Genomic DNA, 19,939 nt, shown 5'->3' with positions numbered 1-19,939 from the left:
TCATGTCGCTCTTCATCACCCTCGCCGCCGACGCCCTCGTCGCGATCCTGCTCGTGGCGACGATCCTCACCTCGGTGAAGCTGTCGCGCCGGATCACCGCGATGAAGGCCGATGAGCCGGCCATGCGCCGCACCATCGGCGACCTCGTCACCGCCAGCGCGGCGGCCGAGCGCGCCATTGCCGGCCTGCGCGCTGCCCTCGACGAATGCGACCGCGGCCTCACCGAGCGCCTCGGCTCCGCCGAGCGCAGCGCGCTTCAGCTCGAAGCGCAGGTCGAGGCCGGCGAGAGCGTGATCGCGCGGATCGGCGCCATCGTGTCCCAGGCCGGACGTCCCGCCGCGCGCCGCGAGGCCGAGCCGGTCCTCGTGGCGACGAAGCCCGCCGCGCCGCGCGCGGTTTCCACCAGCGAGCGGCTCGACGTGGCGCTGGCCGCCGCCCACGCCATGTCCGAGCGCGCCCTCGACCGGCTCCGGGCCAAGGCCGCATGAGCACGAAGACGGCGCCAGCCAAAGCGCAGCCCGCGAAGGCCAAGCCGCGCCGTCGGCTCACCGTTCTGGCGCAGCTGCCCGAGCGGCCGTTCCGCCTGCGCCTGATCGATGCCGTCACCATGGCGGCGGTCGGCCTGCTCGTCCTGAAACTGGTCGCGATGATCGGCGACGGCGCCTCGTCGGCCCCGCCGCTGCCCGACTTCGCCCGCGCCATCGCCAACGCCCGCACCGACTACGAGCTGCCGGACCCGACGACCACGGGTTCGATCACGCCGAAGGACAAGCCCGCCGAGGCCGCCAAGCCGGCCGAGCCGCCGGTCTATCAGCCCGCCGTGAAGGAGCCGGTCTCGCCGACCGAGCGCGCCATCCTCGAAAAGCTCGCGAACCGCCGCGACACCCTCAAGCAGCGCGCCGACGAGCTCGACCTTCGCGAAAAGATGCTCGGCGAGGCGGAGAAGAAGCTTGAGACCGGCGTCAGCACCCTGCAGCAGGCCGAAGACAAGGCCGATCTCGGTGGGACCAAGAAGGCCGAAGCCGAGCGCGCGGGGCTCAAGAGCATCGTCACCATGTACGAGACGATGAAGCCGAAGGACGCCGCCCGGGTCTTCGACCGGCTCGGGCTCGACGTGCTGGTGCCGATCGTGCTGGCGATGAACCCCCGCAAGATGGCCGAGGTCCTGGCAGTGATGGGCGCCGAGCCGGCCGAGAAGCTGACCGTGGCCCTGGCCAACCGCGCCCGCGGCATCGACGGGACGCCGACGCAGCAGGCCAATGCCGGCGGCCTTCCGGCGAACGAACTGCCGGCCCTCGATCCCGGACAGCCTGCGCGATAGGGCAGGCAGGATTTTATTGGTCGAGATCTGACGCGTGGTACCCGAGGTTCGGGCCTGTTTTCGGCCCTCGCCAGCCGTACAAGTCCGGTCGCGCGGTTCCCGACAGCGGACATGCGTTCTGCCGCTACTCCGGCAGCATTGCGCCCAACCCGGGCGTTCGGCCAACTCAACCATCTTCCGAAGCGGCCGCCCGAAATGGTGAAATGCACAACATGATTTTGCGCTAGTGAGCCGATTGGGATAGCGCTGCCTTCATCCGGGGCTGACGCTGGTCGCGCTGGGCTGACGCCGAGAAGGAAGAACGAAGCGTGCTACCCGAGTCCTCGCCGCGCGAGCTGGCGAAAGCGCTGACCGGCATCTCCGGATTCGACGACGTCACCTATGGGGGCCTGCCCGCGGGCCGGCCGTCGCTGGTCTGCGGCGCGGCTGGTTGCGGCAAGACGCTGTTCGCAGCCACCTTCCTGGTCAACGGCGCGACGTTGTTCGACGAGCCCGGCGTCTTCATGAGCTTCGAGGAGCGCGCCGAGGACCTCATCGCCAACGTCGCCTCCCTCGGCTACGACCTCGACCGGCTGGTCGCGGAGAAGAAGCTCGCCATCGACCACGTCCGTGTCGAGCGTAGCGAGATCGAGGAATCGGGCGAGTACGACCTCGAAGGCCTGTTCATCCGCCTCGCCTACGCGGTGGAATCGATCGGCGCCAAGCGCGTGGTGCTCGATACCATCGAGACGCTGTTCGCCGGCCTCACCGATGCCGCCGTCCTGCGCGCGGAGCTGCGCCGACTGTTTGGCTGGCTGAAGGAGCGCGGGCTCACCGCCGTCATCACAGGCGAGCGCGGCGAGGGCCAGCTCACCCGGCAGGGCCTGGAGGAATACGTCTCCGATTGCGTGATCCTGCTCGACAACCGGGTCGAGGATCAGATTACGACGCGGCGCCTGCGCGTCGTGAAGTATCGCGGCTCGGCGCACGGCACCAACGAATACCCGTTCCTCATCGACGAGGAGGGCATCAGCGTCCTTCCCGTGACCTCGGCCGATCTCGATTACGGCGCCTCGACCGAGGTGATCTCGACGGGAATACCGGGGCTCGACGCGATGCTCGGGCCGGGCGGGTTCTATCGCGGATCGAGCGTGCTGATTTCGGGCGTCGCCGGCACCGGCAAGACCACCATCGCCACGCATCTGCTGGATGCGGCCTGTCGGCGCGGCGAGCGCTGCATGGCCTTCGTCTTCGAGGAGAGCGGCTCTCAGATCTGCCGCAACGCCCTCTCGGTCGGGCTCGACCTCAAGCCGCATCTCGATGCAGGGCTGTTGCGTTTCGAGGCGGCACGGCCGTCGCTCTATGGGCTCGAGATGCACCTCGCGCGGATGAATCGCGACGTCGAACGGTTCAAGCCGTCGATCGTTGTGATCGATCCGGTCTCGGCCCTGCGCGGGCCGGCCAACGAGTTGCAGGCGACGCTGCTGCGCATGGTCGATATGCTGAAAGGCCGCGGCATCACGGCGGTGTTCACCAGTCTGCGCACGGACGGTTCGTTCGATCAGGTCGGCGATCTCGGCCTGTCGTCGCTAATGGATGTCTGGGTCAAGCTGCAGGACATCGACGCCAATGGCGAGCGTACCCGCACGCTCTACGTCATCAAGGCGCGCGGCATGAGCCACTCCAACCAGGTCCGCGAGTTCCAGATGTCGGCCAAGGGCGTGAAGCTCGTCGACGCCTATGTCGGGCCGGCCGGCGTGCTGACCGGCACCGCCCGTCTCGTCCAGGAAGCTGAGGAGCAGGCCGCGACGCTTCGGCGCCGGCAGGATTCGGAGCGCCGCAAGCGCGAGGTGGTGCGCCGACGCCAGAGCATCGAGCGCCAGATCGCGGAGTTGCGTGCCAGCCTGGACGTTGCCGAAGAGGAAGAGCAGGTGCTGATCGGCGAGGACGAAACGCGCGAGTCGCTGCTCGCCGACGAGCGCGCGGCGCTCGCAGGCCGACGAGGTGCGGCGGAATGAGCGAGAGCACCACTATGGCGACCGATCCGAACGCGGATGCCGACCTCGCGCCGGGACACTACCATCTTCGCCTCTACGTCGCCGGGCAGACCATCAAGTCGCTCACCGCGATGGCGAACCTCAAGAAGGTCTGCGAGGAACATCTCGCCGGTCGCTACGAGATCGAGGTCATCGATCTCCTGAAGAACCCGCAGCTCGCCGCCGGTGATCAGATTCTCGCCGTGCCGACGCTGGTGCGCCGGCTGCCGGAGCCGCTCAAGCGCATCATCGGCGACCTCTCCAATACAGAGAAGGTCCTCGTCGGCCTCGACATCCGCGCGAAAGATTCACCTTGACCGACGGCGGGCCATCCGCGCCCGGGTCGACGCAGTATCGCCTGCGCCTGTTCATCGCCGGCTCCACGCCGCGCTCCCGTCGTACGATCGAGAACCTGCGCCGAATCTGCGACCGGCATATCGGCCCGAACGTCGATATCGAGGTGATCGACATCTATCAGCAGGCGGAACTGGCCGAGGCGAACCGGGTTGTCGCGGCGCCCACCTTGCTGAGACTGTCGCCGCTTCCGCAACGCCAGATCATTGGCGACCTCTCGGACGAGCCGCGCGTGCTGCGCGGGCTCGGCATCATCCCATCCCGCGAGCCCACCGATGAGCACGGTGCCTGATCCCGAGACGGCTCAGCGCTCCGCCGAGGCGGACCGCGCGCGGATCGCCGAGCTCGAAGCGCGGCTGGAGGAGAGCGAGGACACGCTCGCCGCCCTGCGTAGCGGCGATTTCGACGCCGTGGTCGTGCAGGGGCCGGACAACCGCAATCAGATCTACACGCTGGAGAATGCCGACCGGCCCTATCGCGTCCTGATCGAGCAGATCCAGGAAGGCGCGGTGACGCTCGGAGCCGACGGCACCATCCTCTATAGCAACCGGCGCATGACCGAGATGCTCGGCCTGCGCCAGGAACGGCTCATCGGCCAGCCGCTTCACGCCTTCATCGCCGGAGACGATGCTCCCGTGCTGTCGCGGCTGCTGCGCGAGGCCTCTGAGGGGAGCGCCCGCGGCGAGTTGTCTCTCCAGACGGCCGGCGGCGGCAGCGTTCCGGCCAACGTCTCGCTCAGCCTCCTGGAGCGCACCGATACCGCGCCGCTGCTCTGCGGCATCATCACCGACCTCACCGAGCAGCGCAGCCGCGTGCGCGAGCTGGCCGACGCCAACGCCCGGCTGGAGGCGCAGAGCGAGGAACGCGAGCGCATGGAGGATGCCCTACGCCAGGCGCAGAAGATGGAGGCCGTGGGCCAGCTCACTGGCGGCATCGCCCACGACTTCAACAACCTCCTGACCATCATCAAGTCGTCCACCGACCTGCTGCGCCGGCCCGACCTCGCGGACGAGCGCCGCCGCCGCTACGTCGACGCCATCGCCGACACGGTCGACCGCGCCGCCCGCCTCACCGGCCAACTCCTCGCCTTCGCCCGGCGCCAGTCGCTCAAGGCAGAGGTCTTCGACGTCAACGATCGCGTCGAGCGCATCACCGAGATGCTCGGCACCATCGTCGGCGCGCGCATCCGCATCGAGCGGATTCTGCACGAGCTGCCCTGCTACATCGAGGCCGACATCAGCCAGTTCGAGACGGCGCTCGTGAACCTCGCCGTCAATGCCCGCGATGCGATGGACGGCGAGGGCCGCCTGGAGCTTCGTGTCCATTGCGGCGCGGAGCTGCCGGCGATCCGGACGCATCACGGCGATACCTCGCCCTATGTCGCCGTCTCCGTCACCGATACCGGCACGGGCATCGCGCCTGAGCGGATCGCGCACATCTTCGAGCCGTTCTACACCACCAAGGAAGTCGGTAAGGGCACAGGCCTCGGCCTCTCGCAGGTCTTCGGATTCGCCAAGCAGTCGGGCGGAAACGTCGAGGTGCAGAGCGAAGTCGGCCAGGGCGCGACCTTCACGATCTACCTGCCGCAGGTCGAGGCCAGGACCGGCGAACGCGCGGTCCCCTCGATCCGTGGCATCCAGCGCGACACCGGCGGCGGCCGTCGCGTTCTCGTCGTCGAGGACAACCCGGACGTCGGCGCCTTCTCGACACAGCTCCTGCAGGATCTCGGCTATGCCACGACCTGGGCCGGCCGCGCCTCCGAAGCGCTGCTGCTGCTCGCCGAAGACGTGACGCAGTTCGACGTGGTCTTCTCCGACGTGGTGATGCCCGGTATGAACGGTGTCGAGATGGCTCGCGAGATCCGCAAGCTCTATCCGAGCCTGCCGGTGGTCCTCACGAGCGGTTACAGCCACGTTCTGGCGGAAGAGGGACCGCAGGGTTTCGAGTTGTTGCGAAAGCCCTATGCGGTCGAAGATCTCTCGCGCGTGTTTCGCAAGGCCACGCGGAAGTGAACCGGCGATAATCAGGCACGATCGCCGTGTCTCGTGTCGGCGCGTGCGCGAGGTTTGCTCCTTCGGACACCCCCAGAAACCTCGGCCGATCGTGTTGCGCTGCATCAGACTTTCGCGTCGCAAAAACGATATGCTCACTCTCAGCATATCTGGACAAGCCACAGACTCGCTCCTAACTTAGGCGGCACAATGCTCATTATGAGCATAAAGGAGCGTGCCATGGCAGCGACCTCAGCCTTGCAGCGGGACACCCGCTTCGACGGTCTGCCGCTTCCCGATCTATATGCCCGGGTCAGCCGGCATGTGCCGGCGATCGAATGGCCGGCGCTCGCGCCCGATATCGAGGCGATTCTCCGGCTGAAGCGCGAGCGCAACGCCGTGATCCTCGCGCACAATTATCAGGCCCCGGAGATCTTCCACACGGTGGCGGACATCGTCGGCGACAGCCTGGCGCTCGCCCGCGAGGCGGTCACGGTGGATGCCGACGTGATCGTGCTGGCCGGCGTGCACTTCATGGCCGAGACGGCCAAGCTCCTGAACCCGGAAAAGACCGTCTTGATCCCGGATATGGGCGCCGGCTGCTCGCTCGCGGATTCGATCACGGCCGCCGACGTGCGTGCGCTCAAGGCGAAGTATCCGGGCGTGCCGGTGGTCACCTACGTGAACACCTCCGCCGCGGTGAAGGCCGAGTCGGACGTCTGCTGCACGTCCGGCAACGCGGCCGACGTCGTGCGGGCGCTCGGCGTGCCGCGCGTGCTGATGATCCCGGACGAGTTCCTGGCCCGCAACGTCCAGCAGCAGGTGCCCGAGGTCGAGATGCTGACCTGGGCGGGCCATTGCGAGGTCCACGAGCGTTTCACGCCCGACGACATCGCCGCGGTGCGCGACAGCTATCCCGGCGTTACCGTGATCGCCCATCCGGAATGCCCGCCGGAGGTGGTCGAGGCCTCCGACTTCTCGGGCTCCACCGCGATGATGATGAACTTCGTCACCGAGAAACGCCCGTCGCAGGTCGTGCTGGTGACCGAGTGCTCGATGGCCGACAACATCGCCGTGGCGAACCCGGATATCGAGTTCATCAAGCCCTGCAACATGTGCCCGCACATGAAGCGGATGTCGCTCTCCAACATCCGGCGCGCCCTGGAGACGATGACCCACGAGGTCACCGTCGAGCCGGCGCTTGCCGACCGTGCGCGGCTCGCCGTCGAGCGCATGCTCGCGGTGAAGCCGACTCCCGTGGTCTCGCCCGTTCCGAAGGCCTGACATGAGCATCGTCTCGCGCAGTCCCGCCGACCGCGTGATCGTGGTGGGCGCGGGCGTCGCCGGGCTCGCCACGGCCCTGCGGCTGGCACCCCGCCCGGTGACGCTCGTCACGGCCGCTCCCCTCGGTACCGGCACCGCCACGGGCTGGGCCCAGGGCGGCATCGCCGCCGCCATCGGTACGGACGACGCACCCACCCTGCACGCCGCCGATACCGAGGCGGCCGGCGCCGGCCTGACCGAGCCGGACATCGCGCTCGCCGTCGCCGATGCGGCGCCCGGGTTGATCGATTGGCTGGTCGCGGCCGGCATCGGCTTCGACCGCGACGCCGATGGCAACCTCGCCCTCGGGCTGGAGGCCGCGCATAGCCGTCGCCGGATCGTGCGCGGGCGCGGCGATTCCACCGGCGCGACCGTCCTCGAAGGACTCGTCGCGGCCGTGCGCGCGACGCCGTCGATCGAGGTGCTCGTCGCCGAGGCGAAGGCCCTGATGCAGGACGCGAACGGCGCGGTCTGCGGCCTCGTCTGCGAGAGCGACGGTGCGGCCTTCCGCCTGCCGGCCCGCGCGGTCGTGCTGGCGACGGGCGGCGTCGGCGGTCTCTATGCGGCGACCACCAATCCGCGCGGCGCCGTCGGCAGCGGGCTGCTGCTCGCGGCGCGGGCGGGCGCGACGCTGCGCGATCTCGAATTCGTGCAGTTCCACCCCACGGCCATCGATGCCGGCGCCGACCCGATGCCGCTCGCCACCGAGGCGTTGCGGGGGGAGGGCGCGCGGCTCGTCGACGGTGAGGGCGAGCGCGTGATGGCCGGCATCGGCGGAGGCGACCTCGCACCGCGCGACGTCGTCGCCCGCGCGATCTTCCAGGCCCAGGCCGGCGGGCGCGAGGTCTTCCTCGATACCCGCGGCGAGCTCGGCCAATCGATGGCGCGGCGCTTTCCGACCGTGGCCGGTCTCTGCGCCGGGCTCGGCATTGATCCGGCAGTGCAGCCGATCCCGGTCCGGCCGGCGGCGCACTACCACATGGGCGGCGTGCTGGTGGACGCCGAGGGCCGCACCGACGTTCCGGGTCTCTGGGCCTGTGGCGAAGTCGCCTCGACGGGCCTGCACGGGGCGAACCGCCTCGCCAGCAACTCGCTGCTCGAAGCCCTCGCCTTTTCCGGACCGATCGCCGCCTCGATCGAGGCGGCGCCCCCCGCCTCCCTGATCGGCGAGGCGACGATGCCCGAGCGGCATCGCAGCGATGGCGGCCGGGCCTTGCCGGAGGTGCGCACCCTGATGGAGCGCCGGGTCGGCGTGGTGCGCGATGAGGCGGGTTTGCGCGCGGCGATCATCCGCCTACGTGCCCTCGCGGAGACCGGCTCGGACGCTGCGCTCACCGGCCTGATGATCGCGGTCTGTGCCCTGTCGCGGCAGGAGAGCCGTGGCGGCCATTGGCGCGGCGATTTTTCCGGGCAGGCGGCGCGCTATCACACGCTGACGACCCTCTCGGAATGCCTCCGTGCGGCCGAGCGGATCGCGGAGAGCCAAACCCCGGCGGAAAGCCTGACCGATGCCTGACGCCACGCTGCTTCCGCTGCCGCGCCTCCTGGTCGAGCCGATCGTCCGAGCGGCGCTGCTCGAAGATCTCGGCCGGGCCGGCGACATCACCACCGACGCGATCGTGCCGGCCGCCGACCGGCTCTCCGGCGTCATCGCCTCCCGCCAGGACGGCGTGATCGCCGGAGTGGACACCGCGGCGATCGCCTTCGGGCTGATCGATCCCGCGGTGACGGTCACCGTCGAGCGCGGCGACGGCGCCCGCGTCACGCCGGGCGACACCGTGATCCGGCTCGACGGCCCGGCGCGCGCCATCCTCACCGCTGAACGCGTGGCGCTGAACCTGCTCTGCCGTTTGTCCGGGGTGGCCACCGCAACCGCGGCGCTCGTCGAGGCGGCCCGTCCGCACGGCCACGCCAAGATCGTCTGCACCCGCAAGACCACGCCGGGCCTGCGCGCGCTTGAAAAGCATGCGGTCAGGGCCGGTGGCGGCTCCAACCACCGCTTCGGCCTCGACGACGCCGTGCTGATCAAGGACAACCACGTCGCGGTGGCCGGCGGCATCGTGGCGGCGATCGAGCGCGCCCGCGCCCATACCGGTCACCTCGTGAAGATCGAAATCGAGGTCGACACCCTGGCCCAGCTCGAACAGGCGCTTTCCGTCGGCGCCGACGCGGTCCTCCTCGACAACATGAGCCCGCAAACCCTGGCCGAGGCGGTGCGCCTCGTCGACGGCCGCGCCATCACCGAGGCCTCGGGCCGGATCAACCGCGAGACCGTCGGCGCCGTGGCGGCCTCCGGCGTCGACCTGATCTCCGTCGGCTGGATCACGCACAGCGCCGCGATCATCGATTTGGGGCTGGACGCGGCCTGACGCGCTCCCTGCGCCTCCATTGAGAGGGCTTACCGCTCCGCGCCGCGATCGGCCGAATCTCAGGCGTGGATCGCAGTCGCGCCGGTCGTGAAAGGTTCCCTAACCTGGCGTGTTCGCGGCCTCTTCTCGTCCGTAATACGGCTAAGTTGCCACAGTGTTGCCACACGGTCACGAGCTTGGCCGAACGGGTATTCAGCCCGCGATTTGAGCTTGGCTTTAACGCAGGGCGGTTTAGGTCTGGGCAGCGCTCCGTACGAATACGTGCCGGAGTTATCCACCGAGTTTCCACAAGTCTGCCTGCCCACGCGAGGCCATCGATGCGCCGTATCGTCACCGCCCTCGCGGGCCTCGCCTGTGCGTCCGTCGCGCTGGCGACGCCCGCCTCCGCCTATGAGATCGACCCGCTGACCCGCCAGCCGTTGACCGACGTGCTGACCGTGCGCGTGCGCCCGCAAAACGTTTCCCTGCCGGCTGCCGACCCGCTTGAGCAGCAGGCGGCCACCGCCCCGCAGGCCGCGGCGATCCAGAAGGAAGTCGTCGCCTATAACGGGCCCTACACGGCCGGCACGATCGTGGTGTCGACCGCCGAGCGCCGCCTGTACCTGATCATGGGTGGCGGCGAGGCCATGCGCTACGGCATCGGCGTCGGCCGACCGGGCTTCACCTGGGGCGGTACCCAGAACATCACCATGAAGAAGGAATGGCCGGATTGGCGTCCGCCGTCCGAGATGCTGAAGCGCCGTCCCGACCTGCCGCGCTACATGAAGGGCGGCATCGAGAACCCTCTCGGCGCCCGCGCCATGTATCTCGGTAACTCGATCTACCGCATCCACGGCTCGAACGAGCCGGATACGATCGGTACCGCCGTCTCCTCGGGCTGCATCCGCATGACCAACGAAGACGTCTCGGACCTCTACACCCGGGTCAAGGTCGGCACGCGGGTCATCGTCCAGCGCTGAGCGCAGCCAGACCTCTTTTCGATCGAAGGGCCGGTGGAAACGCCGGCCCTTTTGTTTTGCATCCGTTCAGACACAGGCGGTGATCAGTTTCGGCTCTCGGGCGCCTGCGCCATACTGAAGCCATCATACCAGCATGAGCCTTGCAACGCCTGGGCGTGCCCCCCTCTCTGCCTGCCACGCCCTCTCCTCATCGACGCGACAAGGAGCGCCCGTGCGAACCGCCCCGCCTCACCGCTGCGCCGTAGGGTTGCAGGCCGGCGCGGGCAGGCCGGCGGCATCCGGCGTCGCGAGGGTCGGCTGATGTTGCCGCAGCATCGCTGGTTCTGGGCATTGATCCTCGTCGCCGCCGGCGGTGCGGGCCTGATCTACAACCTCGTCTTCGCGCAGGGGGCCTCCCCGGCGGCCGGCTTCGTCTACGGCTTCTGCATCGGCACGGCGGCGCTCGGCTTCGACCGCGGCCTCATCCTGGCGGGCCTGCAATCGCGCATCCGCCGCTTGCCGGCGTCACTCTATGTTCCGGCTGCAGAACTCTCCTACGTGCTGATGATCGTGGCGGGCAACGCGCTCGGCGGCGTCTTCGTCTGGGCGTTCGGACTGACCGGCGATCCTCTCTCGGAGGCCGTGCGCACGACGCCGCGGGTGCTGGCCTACGCGCTCGCGGTCTCGGCCTTCCTGGTCTTCGTGATCCGCATGCGCGACCTGATCGGCGGCGAGGTCTTCGTGAACTTCCTGATCGGGCGCTATCATCGGCCTGTCGAGGAGGAGCGCATCTTCCTGTTCCTCGACGTGGTCGGCTCGACGGCCTTCGCCGAGACCCACGGCGACTTGCGTGCGCAGGAATATCTCAGCGCAGTCTTCGCGACCCTGGCCGAGCCGGTAAGGCGCTACCAGGGCTCGACCGACGACTATATCGGCGACATGGCGATGATCACCTGGCCGATGGAGCGCGGCCTCAAGGATGCGCGCTGCGTCTCCTGCCTGTTCGCCGTGCGCGACCGGATCGAGGCGGAGGCCGAGGCTTGGCGGGCGCGCTTCGGCACGGTGCCGCGCCTGCGCGCAGCCCTGCATGGCGGCTCGGTGGTCACGGCGGAAGTCGGGGTCGACCGGCACAAGATCGCCTATTTCGGCGACGCGGTGAACGTCACGGCGCGGATCGAGGCGCTCTGCCGACCGCTCGGCGTCGACATCCTGATCTCCGAGGACCTGCTCGGCCGGCTGCCGCGCCTGCCCGAAGGCGTCACCCCGCGCGGGCTCGGCGCCCACATCCTTCGCGGACGCGACCAGCCCCTCGCGGTGGCGACGCTGGAGCGGGGCGGCGACACCGCCGCCGCCATGATCGAGGAGGCCGTCGCCGCCGATCCCGCCTCTGCGGCCCGGCCGCGCGTCGCCGTATCATGAGCGGGTCCGACACGGGGCTGACCTGGCGGACGCCGCTGCGCCTGTTCCTGCGCTTCGGCTTGATCATCGCCGGGATCGTCATCGTCGGCTATTGGATCGTCGCGTCGATCGGCGGCGACATCAGCCGCCCGGGCTTCGCCCTCGGTGTCGGCCTGATTCTGGCGAGTTTTTCGGCCCGGCTAGTGCCGCCGGGACGCTGAGCCGGCTCTGCATCGCGAAGTCCTTTGGATCGAACGGCCGGAGCCGGCGCGCAACGGCCTTTCCCGACTTCCGACGGGCGCGAGCCTCTGCCAAAGACACTCGAGACCAACGCTTCGGGAGACGCGAGAGCGTGACGGGCAAGCTCATCGCGGTCGCCAACATGAAGGGCGGGGTCGGCAAGACCACGACCGTGGTCATGCTCGCCGAGGCTCTGGCGGCCGATGGCGCGCGCGTGCTCGTCGCCGACCTCGACCCGCAGGCCAGCGTCTCGGTCTGTCTCGCCGGTCCGGACCGCCTCGGCGAGCTGATCGCAAAGGGGCGCACGCTCGAAGCGTTCCTCGCCCTCAAGCTGATCGCGAGGGACAAGCCGGCGCTGGCCTCGCGTATCCAGGAACAGGTCAGCCTGACGACGCACAAGAACCGGCCCCTCGGGCTCTCGCTGCTGGCCTCGGGCCCTTATCTCCGGATGGTCGAGCGCGAGATCATCTACGAGCTCACCGGCCAGGGCCTGTCGATGCACGCCATTGAGGAGCGGCTGACCAAGCTGTTCCGCAACACCATCGCGCCGCTGGCCGAGGACTACGACTACGTGATCTTCGATTGTGCGCCGGGCATCTCGCCGATGACCGAGGTCGCGGTGCGTGGATCGGACCTCGTGCTGGTCACCTCAATTCCCGATTTCCTCTCGACCTACGGATTGAACGCCTTCGTCGAGACGATCTGGCGGCGCAGTAGCGGTGGGGATGGGCAGGATCGTCCGAAGAGCCCACCCTACGTGCTGGTGACCCGCTATCAGCAGCACGTCCGCCAGCACCAGCGCACGCTTGACCAGTTGCGCGCGGAGGCCGAGGCGCCCGATGCTGGGTTCAAGCTGCTGACGACCTGCATCCCCCAAGCGGCGGCGCTCGCCGACGCGCTGGTCCCGCGTGACCTGCCGCCGACCTTCACCGCGAAATACAACACCCACGTCTCCACCGTGCTGATTCCGCTCATCGACGAACTGAAGGGGATCCTCCATGGCGCTTGATATCGACGGCTACGCGGTGCTTGGCGCCATCGCCACGGTGCCCGAGGTTTTCGCCGAGATCCGGCCCGACATCGCGCGCACGGCGCGGGCGCTCGTGGTCAAGCAGCTCAAGCACAGGGCGCTGCCGCTGGCGCGGTTGCGGCTGATCCGCAGGACGCTCGGCGCGGAGACCTTCGCGCTCGTCCTCGACGGGATGACGGATGTGGAGATCAAGGCGATCGTCGCGCGCCTCGACCGCCATAACGCGACCCTCAAGACCGCCTCGTCGGCCTGGCACCGCACCTGGCTCGAAGGCTTGGCGAATGCAGACGAGCCCAGCGCGGCGCCTAAGGGCTCCCGGGCAAAGGCCGTAGCGAAGAAGCCGGCGCCCCAGCGCGCCCTCGGCAAGCGCCCCTTCGCGGCGACGTGGGACGGCAAGGACCGCGACACGGCTGCGGCCAAGGGCGGCAAGAAAAAGAAGAAGGGCTGAGTCCTTTCCAAACCCGTCATTCCGGGGCTCGCGGAAGGCGAGAACCCGGAATCCACCCGAGATGCGCGGTAGCGTGAGATGTGGCGCCCGATCGTGGATTCCGGGTTCCGCTCCGCGGCCCCGGAATGACGGTGGTGTGTGCTCTGCCAAACGAAAAAGGGGCCGCCTCTCGGCGACCCCCTTCGTCTCGTAATGGTGGCTCGGACTTAGAAGTCCATGCCGCCCATGCCGCCCATGCCGCCGCCGCCGCCCATGGGGGGAGCGGACTCCTTCTTCGGAGCATCGGCCACCATGGCTTCGGTGGTCACCAGCAGGCCGGCGATCGAGGCCGCGTCCTGAAGGGCGGTGCGCACGACCTTGGCCGGGTCGACGATGCCGGCCTGGATCATGTCGACATACTCTTCCGTCTGGGCGTTGAAGCCGTAGGTCGAGCCGCCGTTATCGGTGATCTTGCCGACGACGATGGAGCCTTCGACACCCGCGTTGGACGCGATCTGACGGATCGGGGCCTCGAGCGCCTTGAGCACGATCTTGATGCCGGCCTGGACGTCCGGGTTGTCGCTCTTGAGCTCGGAGACCGCCTTCTTGGCGAGCAGGAGGGCGACACCGCCGCCGGGAACGATACCCTCTTCCACCGCAGCGCGGGTGGCGTTGAGCGCGTCGTCCACGCGGTCCTTCTTCTCCTTGACCTCGACCTCGGTCGCGCCGCCGACGCGGATGACCGCGACGCCGCCAGCGAGCTTGGCGAGACGCTCCTGGAGCTTCTCACGGTCGTAATCCGAGGTGGTGTCCTCGATCTGCGCCTTGATCTGGGCGACGCGGGCCTCGATGTCGGCCTTCTCGCCGGCGCCGTCGATGATCGTGGTGTTTTCTTTCTCGATGCGGACGCGCTTGGCGCGGCCGAGCATCGGGAGAGCCACGTTCTCGAGCTTGATGCCGAGGTCCTCGGCGATCATCTGGCCCTTGGTGAGGATCGCGATGTCTTCGAGCATCGCCTTGCGGCGATCGCCGAAGCCCGGAGCCTTCACGGCAGCGACCTTGAGGCCACCACGCAGCTTGTTCACGACGAGCGTGGCGAGAGCCTCACCCTCGATGTCCTCGGCGATGATGACGAGCGGCTTGCCGGTCTGCACCACGGCCTCGAGCACCGGCAGCATCGCCTGGAGCGACGACAGCTTCTTCTCGTGGATGAGGATGTAGGGGTCCTCGAGCTCGGCGACCATCTTCTCCGCGTTCGTGATGAAGTACGGGGAGAGGTAGCCGCGGTCGAACTGCATGCCCTCGACGACGTCGAGCTCGGTCTCGGCGGTCTTGGCTTCCTCGACGGTGATGACACCCTCGTTGCCGACCTTCTGCATGGCGTGGGCGATCATCTCGCCGATTTCCTTGTCGCCATTGGCCGAGATCGTGCCGACCTGGGCAACCTCGGACGACTCGGCGACCTTCTTGGCGCGGCCGGTGATGTCCTTCACGGCAGTGGCCGTGGCGAGATCGATGCCGCGCTTCAGGTCCATCGGGTTCATGCCGGCGGCCACGTACTTGGTGCCCTCGCGGACGATCGCCTGGGCGAGCACCGTCGCGGTGGTGGTGCCGTCACCGGCGATGTCGTTGGTCTTCGAGGCCACTTCGCGCACCATCTGGGCGCCCATGTTCTCGAAACGGTCGGAGAGCTCGATCTCCTTGGCGACGGTGACGCCGTCCTTGGTGATGCGCGGAGCGCCGAAGCTCTTCTCGATCACGACGTTGCGGCCCTTGGGGCCGAGGGTCACCTTCACCGCGTCGGCGAGGATGTCGACACCGCGAAGCATCTTGTCGCGGGCATCGGACGAGAAGCGTACGTCTTTCGCTGCCATCTGTGTTGTCCTTGTCTGGTTTCGGGATACGCCCCAAGGCGCGCCGGTCTCGGCGGCCTCGAAGGGCGGTGGTCGCAGTCCGAAGAGGGCAGGTCGCCTTAGGCGGCGACGACGCCCATGATGTCGGATTCCTTCATGATCAGGAGGTCCTGACCGTCGATCTTGACCTCGGTGCCCGACCACTTGCCGAACAGCACGCGGTCGCCAGCCTTCACGTCGAGGGCGTTGACGCGACCAGCTTCGTCGCGGGCGCCAGGGCCGACGGCGACGACTTCACCCTCTTGGGGCTTCTCCTTGGCGGTGTCGGGAATGATGATCCCGCCCTTGGTCTTCTCTTCACCTTCGATACGGCGGACGACGACACGGTCGTGCAGCGGACGGAACTTCATGAGCTGCCCTCTTGCTTCAGAATCTCGGATGGTCTTGATGCGGCGGGGACCGCGTCCCGACCCGATCGTTAGCACTCGAAACAACGAGTGCTAACGACGACCGCGAGATAGGCATGCCCTATCTTCGAGTCAAGGAGCGTGAGCGTTCGCCTCCGTTCGTCCTTTCCGGAAAGTTCTTCCTGGATGATCAGTCTGCACGGGCCCCAGGGGCCGATCGAGCATGCCGGTCCGGGGGAGGGGGCGGAGCTGCCGCGCGAGGCGATCTGGATCGACTTGCTCGACCCCACCGAGGAGGAGGCGCGCCAGGTCGAGGCGGCCTTCGGCCTCAGGGTGCCGACGCGCGAGGCGCTCAGTGAGGTCGAGTCGTCGAGCCGCCTGCGCCGGCTGAAGACCGGCGGCCTGTCGCTGTCCTCGCCGATGATCACCTTCGACCACGCGGATTTCGCCCTGAAGCCGGTCGGCTTCGTGCTCACCAAGGACCGTCTCGTGACGATCCGCTTCCACGAGCTGCGGGCCTACGACACGGTGAAGACTCGGATCGCCGAGCGCGACGGCGACTGCGCCACCGGCGTCGAGATCTTCCTCCTGATCGTCGAGGAGCTGGTCGACGGCCTCGCCGACACGCTGGAGGAGATGTCGGCCGACCTCGCCTCGCTCTCGACGCGGATCTTCGACTTCGATCCGATCGAGCGCTCGGGGTCGGACAGGGTCGGCCGCCTCTCGCCGAAGCGCCGCGACCTGGCGCTGCGGCGGCTGCTGCGCTCGATCGGCTGGCAGGGTAAAGCGCTCGGCAAGGTTCGGGCGAGCCTGCTCGGGTTGGAGCGCATCGTGCCCTTCGTGAAGGATTCCTGCGCCGAGCATCTCGATGCCGAGGAAAGCCCACGCTTCGACACGCTCTCGCGCGACATCACCTCGCTCGACGAGTTCGAGACCCGTCAGACGGAAACGCTTCAGTTCCTGCTCGACGCGGCGCTCGGCCTGATCAACATCGAGCAGAACAACGCCTTCCGGATCCTCACGGTCGTCTCGGTCGTCGGCATCCCGCCGACGTTGGTCGCCTCGATGTACGGCATGAACTTCAAGCACATGCCCGAGCTCGACTGGATCTACGGCTACCCGTATGGCCTCAGCCTGATTGCGCTCTCGGCGCTGATCCCGATCGTGGTCTCGCGGATCAAGGGCTGGGTGTAGCTGCCCGTCTGAGCAGCGGCGGAAGCATGTCCGCCGCCGCTGAAGCGTTTCAGATTTTCGCGGCCAGGGCCTTGGCGACCGTCTCCCTGAACGACACGGTCGGATGGCCGATGAGCCGGCTCAGTTGCCGGCCGTCGTCGAACAGCGTGTCGTCGGCCGCGATGGCATCTTCGTCGGCGAGCGCATCGGCGAGCACCTCGGGCAGGCCGACCGAGACGAGGGCCTGCTTGAACGCCTCCTCCGGCAGGTTCTGGAAGGCGACGGGTTTGCCGCTCTGGCGGGAGAGTTCCGCCGCGATTTCGCTCATGGTCACGGCCTCGTCGCCCGCGAGTTCATAGACCTTGCCTGCCTGACCCTCGGCCGTCAGCGCGACGGCGGCGGCTTCCGCGAAATCGCGACGGGCGGCAGCCGAGAAGCGACCGTTGCCGGCCGAGCCGATCAGCGTCCCGTGCTCCAGCACGGCAGGCAGCGCCATCAGGAAGTTCTCGTTGTACCAGCCGTTGCGCAGCAGGACGTGCGGCAGGCCGGATTCGATCAGCGCCAGCTCGGTGGCACGGTGTTCTTGGGCGAGTTTCGCGGGCGACGTGTCGGCATGCAGGATGCTGGTATAGGCGACGAGGCCGACACCGGCGCCCTTGGCTGCATCGATCGCGGCCTTGTGCTGGGGCAGTCGCCAGCCGACTTCGCTCGACGAGATCAGCAAGACCTTGCTCACGCCGGCAAAGGCGGATGCCAGCGTCTCGGGGCGGTCGTAGTCGCCCTCGCGCACGGCAATGCCAAGCGAACCCAGATCCGCTGCCTTCTGAGGCGATCGCGCAATCGCGACGATCTGCGAGGCGGGGATCGTTTCGAGCAGCACCTCGATGACGAGGCGACCGAGCTGACCGTTCGCGGCGGTGATGGCGTACATGGATCTGTCCTCTTGCCGATCGTGAGTTCAGACGACGTAATCCCCTTGCTTACGATAAGTAAGTACGTACATTCTGGTAAGTATGAAGACCCATCCGCACGCGACCCTCGCTGAAAAGCTGCGCAGGGGCGACCTGTTCGCGCCGGGCTGCCCGTCGCGCGAGGTGATGAAGCACGTCACCTCGAGCTGGGGCGTACTCATCCTGATAGCCCTGCGGGACGGCACGTTACGCTTCAGCGAGCTGCGCCAGCGGGTGAACGGCGTCAGCGAGCGTATGCTGTCGCAGACGCTGAAATGGCTCGAGGGCGACGGGCTCGTTCTGCGCCGTGCCTATCCGGTCGTGCCCCCGCATACCGAGTACTCGCTGACACCGCTTGGCGAGGAGGCCGCCGAGAGGGTCGCCAACCTCGCCGAGTGGATCGAAGAAAGGCTTCCGGCCATGCTGGCAACGGCAGAGCAAGACCGAATCGAGGCCTGATCCCAGCCGGGGCGGTCGCCGATCACGTTCAGTCTTTCTTGGCGCCTCGCCCCGAGAATGCCGCGCAAGCCGATGATGACATCGGCCGGACCCGTGCGGGATTTCCTGGACCGATGGCCGTCATCGCCGCCTTCGTCATCAACTCGGCCCTGAACCTGCTGCTTGGCCTGCTCATCGCCAAGATGCTCGGGCCGGCGGATTTCGGCCGTTTCGCCCTGGCGACTGCCGGCGCGGTGGTGCTGAACACGCTGCTCTTCGAGTGGCTGAGGCTGTCCACGACCCGCTTCTACTCGGCGCGCGTGAGGGAGGGCGAGCCCTGGATCCGGGCCGGGCTCGACCGTGCCTACGGCGTCCTCGCCATCGCGCTCACGGCCGTTGCCGCTCTCTGCGCCGGGCTTGGCCTCGTGATCGATCCGACGCCGGAGAGCCGGCTCGCCGTCACCGCGGCGACGGCCGTGACCGCCGTCGGCATCGGCGTGTTCGACTACCACGCGGCTTTGGCCCGCGCCCGCTTCGTCGGCGGGACCTATCTCAAGCTCGTCGTCTGGAAGAACGTCTTCGGCGTCGTGCTGATGGCGGGCACTGCCTGGTTCTTCCCGCAGCCGGTCTGGGTTCTGTTGGCGGGAGCCGCCAGCCAGGCGCTCGCCGTGGTGGTGATGCGCAAGGCCCTGCACGACCGGCCCGGCGAGGTCGCGCCGGAACGCAGCCGGCATGCGCTGAAGGTGTTCGCCGCATACGGCCTTCCGTTGATTGCGGCCAACGCGATCTACCAGCTCATGCCCTTCATCAACCGCGGCGCCATCGCCGCCGCCGCGGACTTTTCCGAAGCTGGCTATTTCGCCCTCGCGGCCGATCTCGGCTCGCGTGGCTTCTCGACCCTCGGCACGGCGCTCGACCTGCTGTTGTTCCAGCTCGCGGTGCGGGCCGAGGAGCATCACGGCCGTGAGGCCGCGGAAGCGCAGATCAGCCGCAACATCGGCGTGGTGGTGGCCCTGCTGCTGCCTTGTGCCGCCGGATACTGGGCGGTCACGCCGGCGCTCCAGCAACTCGTGGTGCCGGAGGCGTTCCGAGGGCCGTTCGCGCTCTACACCGCCCTGCTGATCCCGGGCCTGTTCTGCCTGTCGATCATGAACTTCGCGCTCAACCCGATCTTCCAGATCCGCCGCAAGACCAGTCCGGTCGTCGCCGCCGCCCTGCTCGGCTGCGCCGTGAACGGGATCGGCCTCACGGTGCTGCCTGGGATGATGGGGCCGCCCGGCATCGCGGTCGCGCAGTCGCTGGGGCTTGCCGCCGCCGTTGCACTGCTGGCGGCCCGCGTGCTGTTCGGCGCGGATCGGCTGTCCATGCCCTGGCGCGATATCGGTCTCTCGGCCGCCGCGAGCCTCGCCATGCTGCTGGTGCTGATGCCTCTGCGCCACCTCGCGCCGGGCATCGCATTGCCGCTGTGTCTCGGGATCGGCATCGCGCTCTATGGCGGGGCCGTCTGGGTCTGCGACATCGCCGGCCTCAAGGCCCTGGTGATGGACCGCTTCCGATCCCGGCATCCCGTCCCGGCCGCGTGACCCGGCAAGCTGCCGTAAAACGGGAAATCCGCCGCTGCGCGGTGGGGTCGCGCTTGAATCTCATGGACAATCCGTTTTGACTGCTTCCAAAGAGCGTTGCGAAGAGACGCGTCTCACGGGCAGGAAACG

At 68.2% G+C, this 19,939-nt stretch carries 20 protein-coding genes; 17 read left to right on the top strand and 3 right to left on the bottom strand.

Annotation, left to right across the window (positions count from 1 at the left end; genetic code table 11):
• Window positions 1-2: 2 nt before the first annotated feature.
• From GGR33_RS06250 to GGR33_RS06185, 14 genes are all read left to right on the top strand, one after another.
• Entirely contained in the window at window positions 3-488 is a 486-nt protein-coding gene (locus GGR33_RS06250) for a DUF6468 domain-containing protein (protein WP_183502978.1), read from the top strand.
• Window positions 485-1,321: a MotE family protein gene (locus GGR33_RS06245; RefSeq protein ID WP_183502976.1), complete on the top strand. Its 837-nt coding sequence runs from the start codon at window positions 485-487 to the stop codon at window positions 1,319-1,321. Before GGR33_RS06250 ends, GGR33_RS06245 begins: the two co-directional genes overlap by 4 nt.
• A 308-nt stretch (window positions 1,322-1,629) precedes the next feature.
• Window positions 1,630-3,318, top strand: coding sequence for a circadian clock protein KaiC (gene kaiC / locus GGR33_RS06240; RefSeq protein WP_183502974.1), 1,689 nt, complete (start codon window positions 1,630-1,632; stop codon window positions 3,316-3,318).
• Between the two features lie 14 nt (window positions 3,319-3,332).
• Complete coding sequence (locus GGR33_RS06235) at window positions 3,333-3,653, top strand: circadian clock KaiB family protein (RefSeq protein WP_246412900.1); 321 nt, start codon at window positions 3,333-3,335, stop codon at window positions 3,651-3,653.
• Window positions 3,650-3,982, top strand: a complete 333-nt coding sequence (locus GGR33_RS06230; protein WP_246412868.1) for a circadian clock KaiB family protein — start codon at window positions 3,650-3,652, stop codon at window positions 3,980-3,982. Before GGR33_RS06235 ends, GGR33_RS06230 begins: the two co-directional genes overlap by 4 nt.
• Window positions 3,966-5,702, top strand: a complete 1,737-nt coding sequence (locus tag GGR33_RS06225; protein ID WP_183502970.1) for a PAS domain-containing sensor histidine kinase — start codon at window positions 3,966-3,968, stop codon at window positions 5,700-5,702. Before GGR33_RS06230 ends, GGR33_RS06225 begins: the two co-directional genes overlap by 17 nt.
• A gap of 219 nt (window positions 5,703-5,921) precedes the next feature.
• Window positions 5,922-6,965, top strand: coding sequence for a quinolinate synthase NadA (nadA, locus tag GGR33_RS06220; RefSeq protein WP_183502968.1), 1,044 nt, complete (start codon window positions 5,922-5,924; stop codon window positions 6,963-6,965).
• A gap of 1 nt (window position 6,966) precedes the next feature.
• On the top strand, window positions 6,967-8,520 hold the full coding sequence (locus GGR33_RS06215; RefSeq protein ID WP_183502966.1) for an L-aspartate oxidase: 1,554 nt from the start codon (window positions 6,967-6,969) through the stop codon (window positions 8,518-8,520).
• Window positions 8,513-9,373 carry a carboxylating nicotinate-nucleotide diphosphorylase gene (gene nadC / locus GGR33_RS06210; protein WP_183502964.1) on the top strand — a complete coding sequence of 287 codons (861 nt, stop codon included), beginning with the start codon at window positions 8,513-8,515 and terminating at the stop codon, window positions 9,371-9,373. The genes GGR33_RS06215 and nadC overlap by 8 nt, the downstream gene beginning before the upstream one ends.
• Window positions 9,374-9,690: 317 nt before the next feature.
• Entirely contained in the window at window positions 9,691-10,332 is a 642-nt protein-coding gene (locus tag GGR33_RS06205; RefSeq protein ID WP_183502962.1) for a L,D-transpeptidase, read from the top strand.
• 300 nt (window positions 10,333-10,632) lie between these two features.
• Window positions 10,633-11,730 (top strand): adenylate/guanylate cyclase domain-containing protein, encoded by a 1,098-nt coding sequence (locus tag GGR33_RS06200; protein ID WP_183502960.1) that lies wholly within the window; start codon window positions 10,633-10,635, stop codon window positions 11,728-11,730.
• A complete protein-coding gene (locus GGR33_RS06195) occupies window positions 11,727-11,930 on the top strand; it encodes a hypothetical protein (RefSeq protein ID WP_183502958.1) in 204 nt (67 codons plus the stop codon). The genes GGR33_RS06200 and GGR33_RS06195 overlap by 4 nt, the downstream gene beginning before the upstream one ends.
• Before the next feature lie 131 nt (window positions 11,931-12,061).
• On the top strand, window positions 12,062-12,958 hold the full coding sequence (locus GGR33_RS06190) for a ParA family protein (protein ID WP_183502956.1): 897 nt from the start codon (window positions 12,062-12,064) through the stop codon (window positions 12,956-12,958).
• Window positions 12,948-13,427, top strand: a complete 480-nt coding sequence (locus tag GGR33_RS06185) for a hypothetical protein (protein ID WP_183502954.1) — start codon at window positions 12,948-12,950, stop codon at window positions 13,425-13,427. Before GGR33_RS06190 ends, GGR33_RS06185 begins: the two co-directional genes overlap by 11 nt.
• A 206-nt stretch (window positions 13,428-13,633) precedes the next feature.
• Here GGR33_RS06185 and groL read toward each other — a convergent pair whose 3' ends face one another.
• Both groL and groES read right to left on the bottom strand, forming a co-directional pair.
• Window positions 13,634-15,280, bottom strand: coding sequence for a chaperonin GroEL (groL, locus tag GGR33_RS06180; RefSeq protein WP_183502952.1), 1,647 nt, complete (start codon window positions 15,278-15,280; stop codon window positions 13,634-13,636).
• Window positions 15,281-15,378: 98 nt separating this feature from the next.
• On the bottom strand, window positions 15,379-15,669 hold the full coding sequence (groES, locus tag GGR33_RS06175) for a co-chaperone GroES (protein ID WP_020093567.1): 291 nt from the start codon (window positions 15,667-15,669) through the stop codon (window positions 15,379-15,381).
• 183 nt (window positions 15,670-15,852) lie between these two features.
• Here groES and GGR33_RS06170 point away from each other — a divergent pair, with 183 nt between their 5' ends.
• The gene (locus GGR33_RS06170) at window positions 15,853-16,860 is read left to right on the top strand and encodes a magnesium transporter CorA family protein (protein WP_183502950.1); all 1,008 of its coding nucleotides are present in this window, start codon (window positions 15,853-15,855) and stop codon (window positions 16,858-16,860) included.
• 49 nt (window positions 16,861-16,909) lie between these two features.
• On the opposite strand, the gene GGR33_RS06165 is transcribed toward GGR33_RS06170, so the two are convergent.
• A complete protein-coding gene (locus GGR33_RS06165) occupies window positions 16,910-17,770 on the bottom strand; it encodes an SDR family oxidoreductase (RefSeq protein ID WP_183502948.1) in 861 nt (286 codons plus the stop codon).
• A gap of 82 nt (window positions 17,771-17,852) precedes the next feature.
• Between GGR33_RS06165 and GGR33_RS06160 the strand changes: the two genes are divergently transcribed.
• Together GGR33_RS06160 and GGR33_RS06155 are read left to right on the top strand one after the other, a co-directional pair.
• Entirely contained in the window at window positions 17,853-18,248 is a 396-nt protein-coding gene (locus tag GGR33_RS06160) for a winged helix-turn-helix transcriptional regulator (protein ID WP_183502946.1), read from the top strand.
• A gap of 113 nt (window positions 18,249-18,361) precedes the next feature.
• Window positions 18,362-19,810, top strand: a complete 1,449-nt coding sequence (locus GGR33_RS06155) for a lipopolysaccharide biosynthesis protein (RefSeq protein ID WP_183502944.1) — start codon at window positions 18,362-18,364, stop codon at window positions 19,808-19,810.
• Window positions 19,811-19,939: the final 129 nt, after the last annotated feature.

This window comes from Methylobacterium brachythecii (assembly GCF_014196345.1).
Classification (GTDB): Bacteria; Pseudomonadota; Alphaproteobacteria; order Rhizobiales; family Beijerinckiaceae; genus Methylobacterium; species Methylobacterium brachythecii.
Note: the sequence above shows the minus strand (reverse complement) of the source record. Positions and strands in the feature narration are given on the sequence as shown.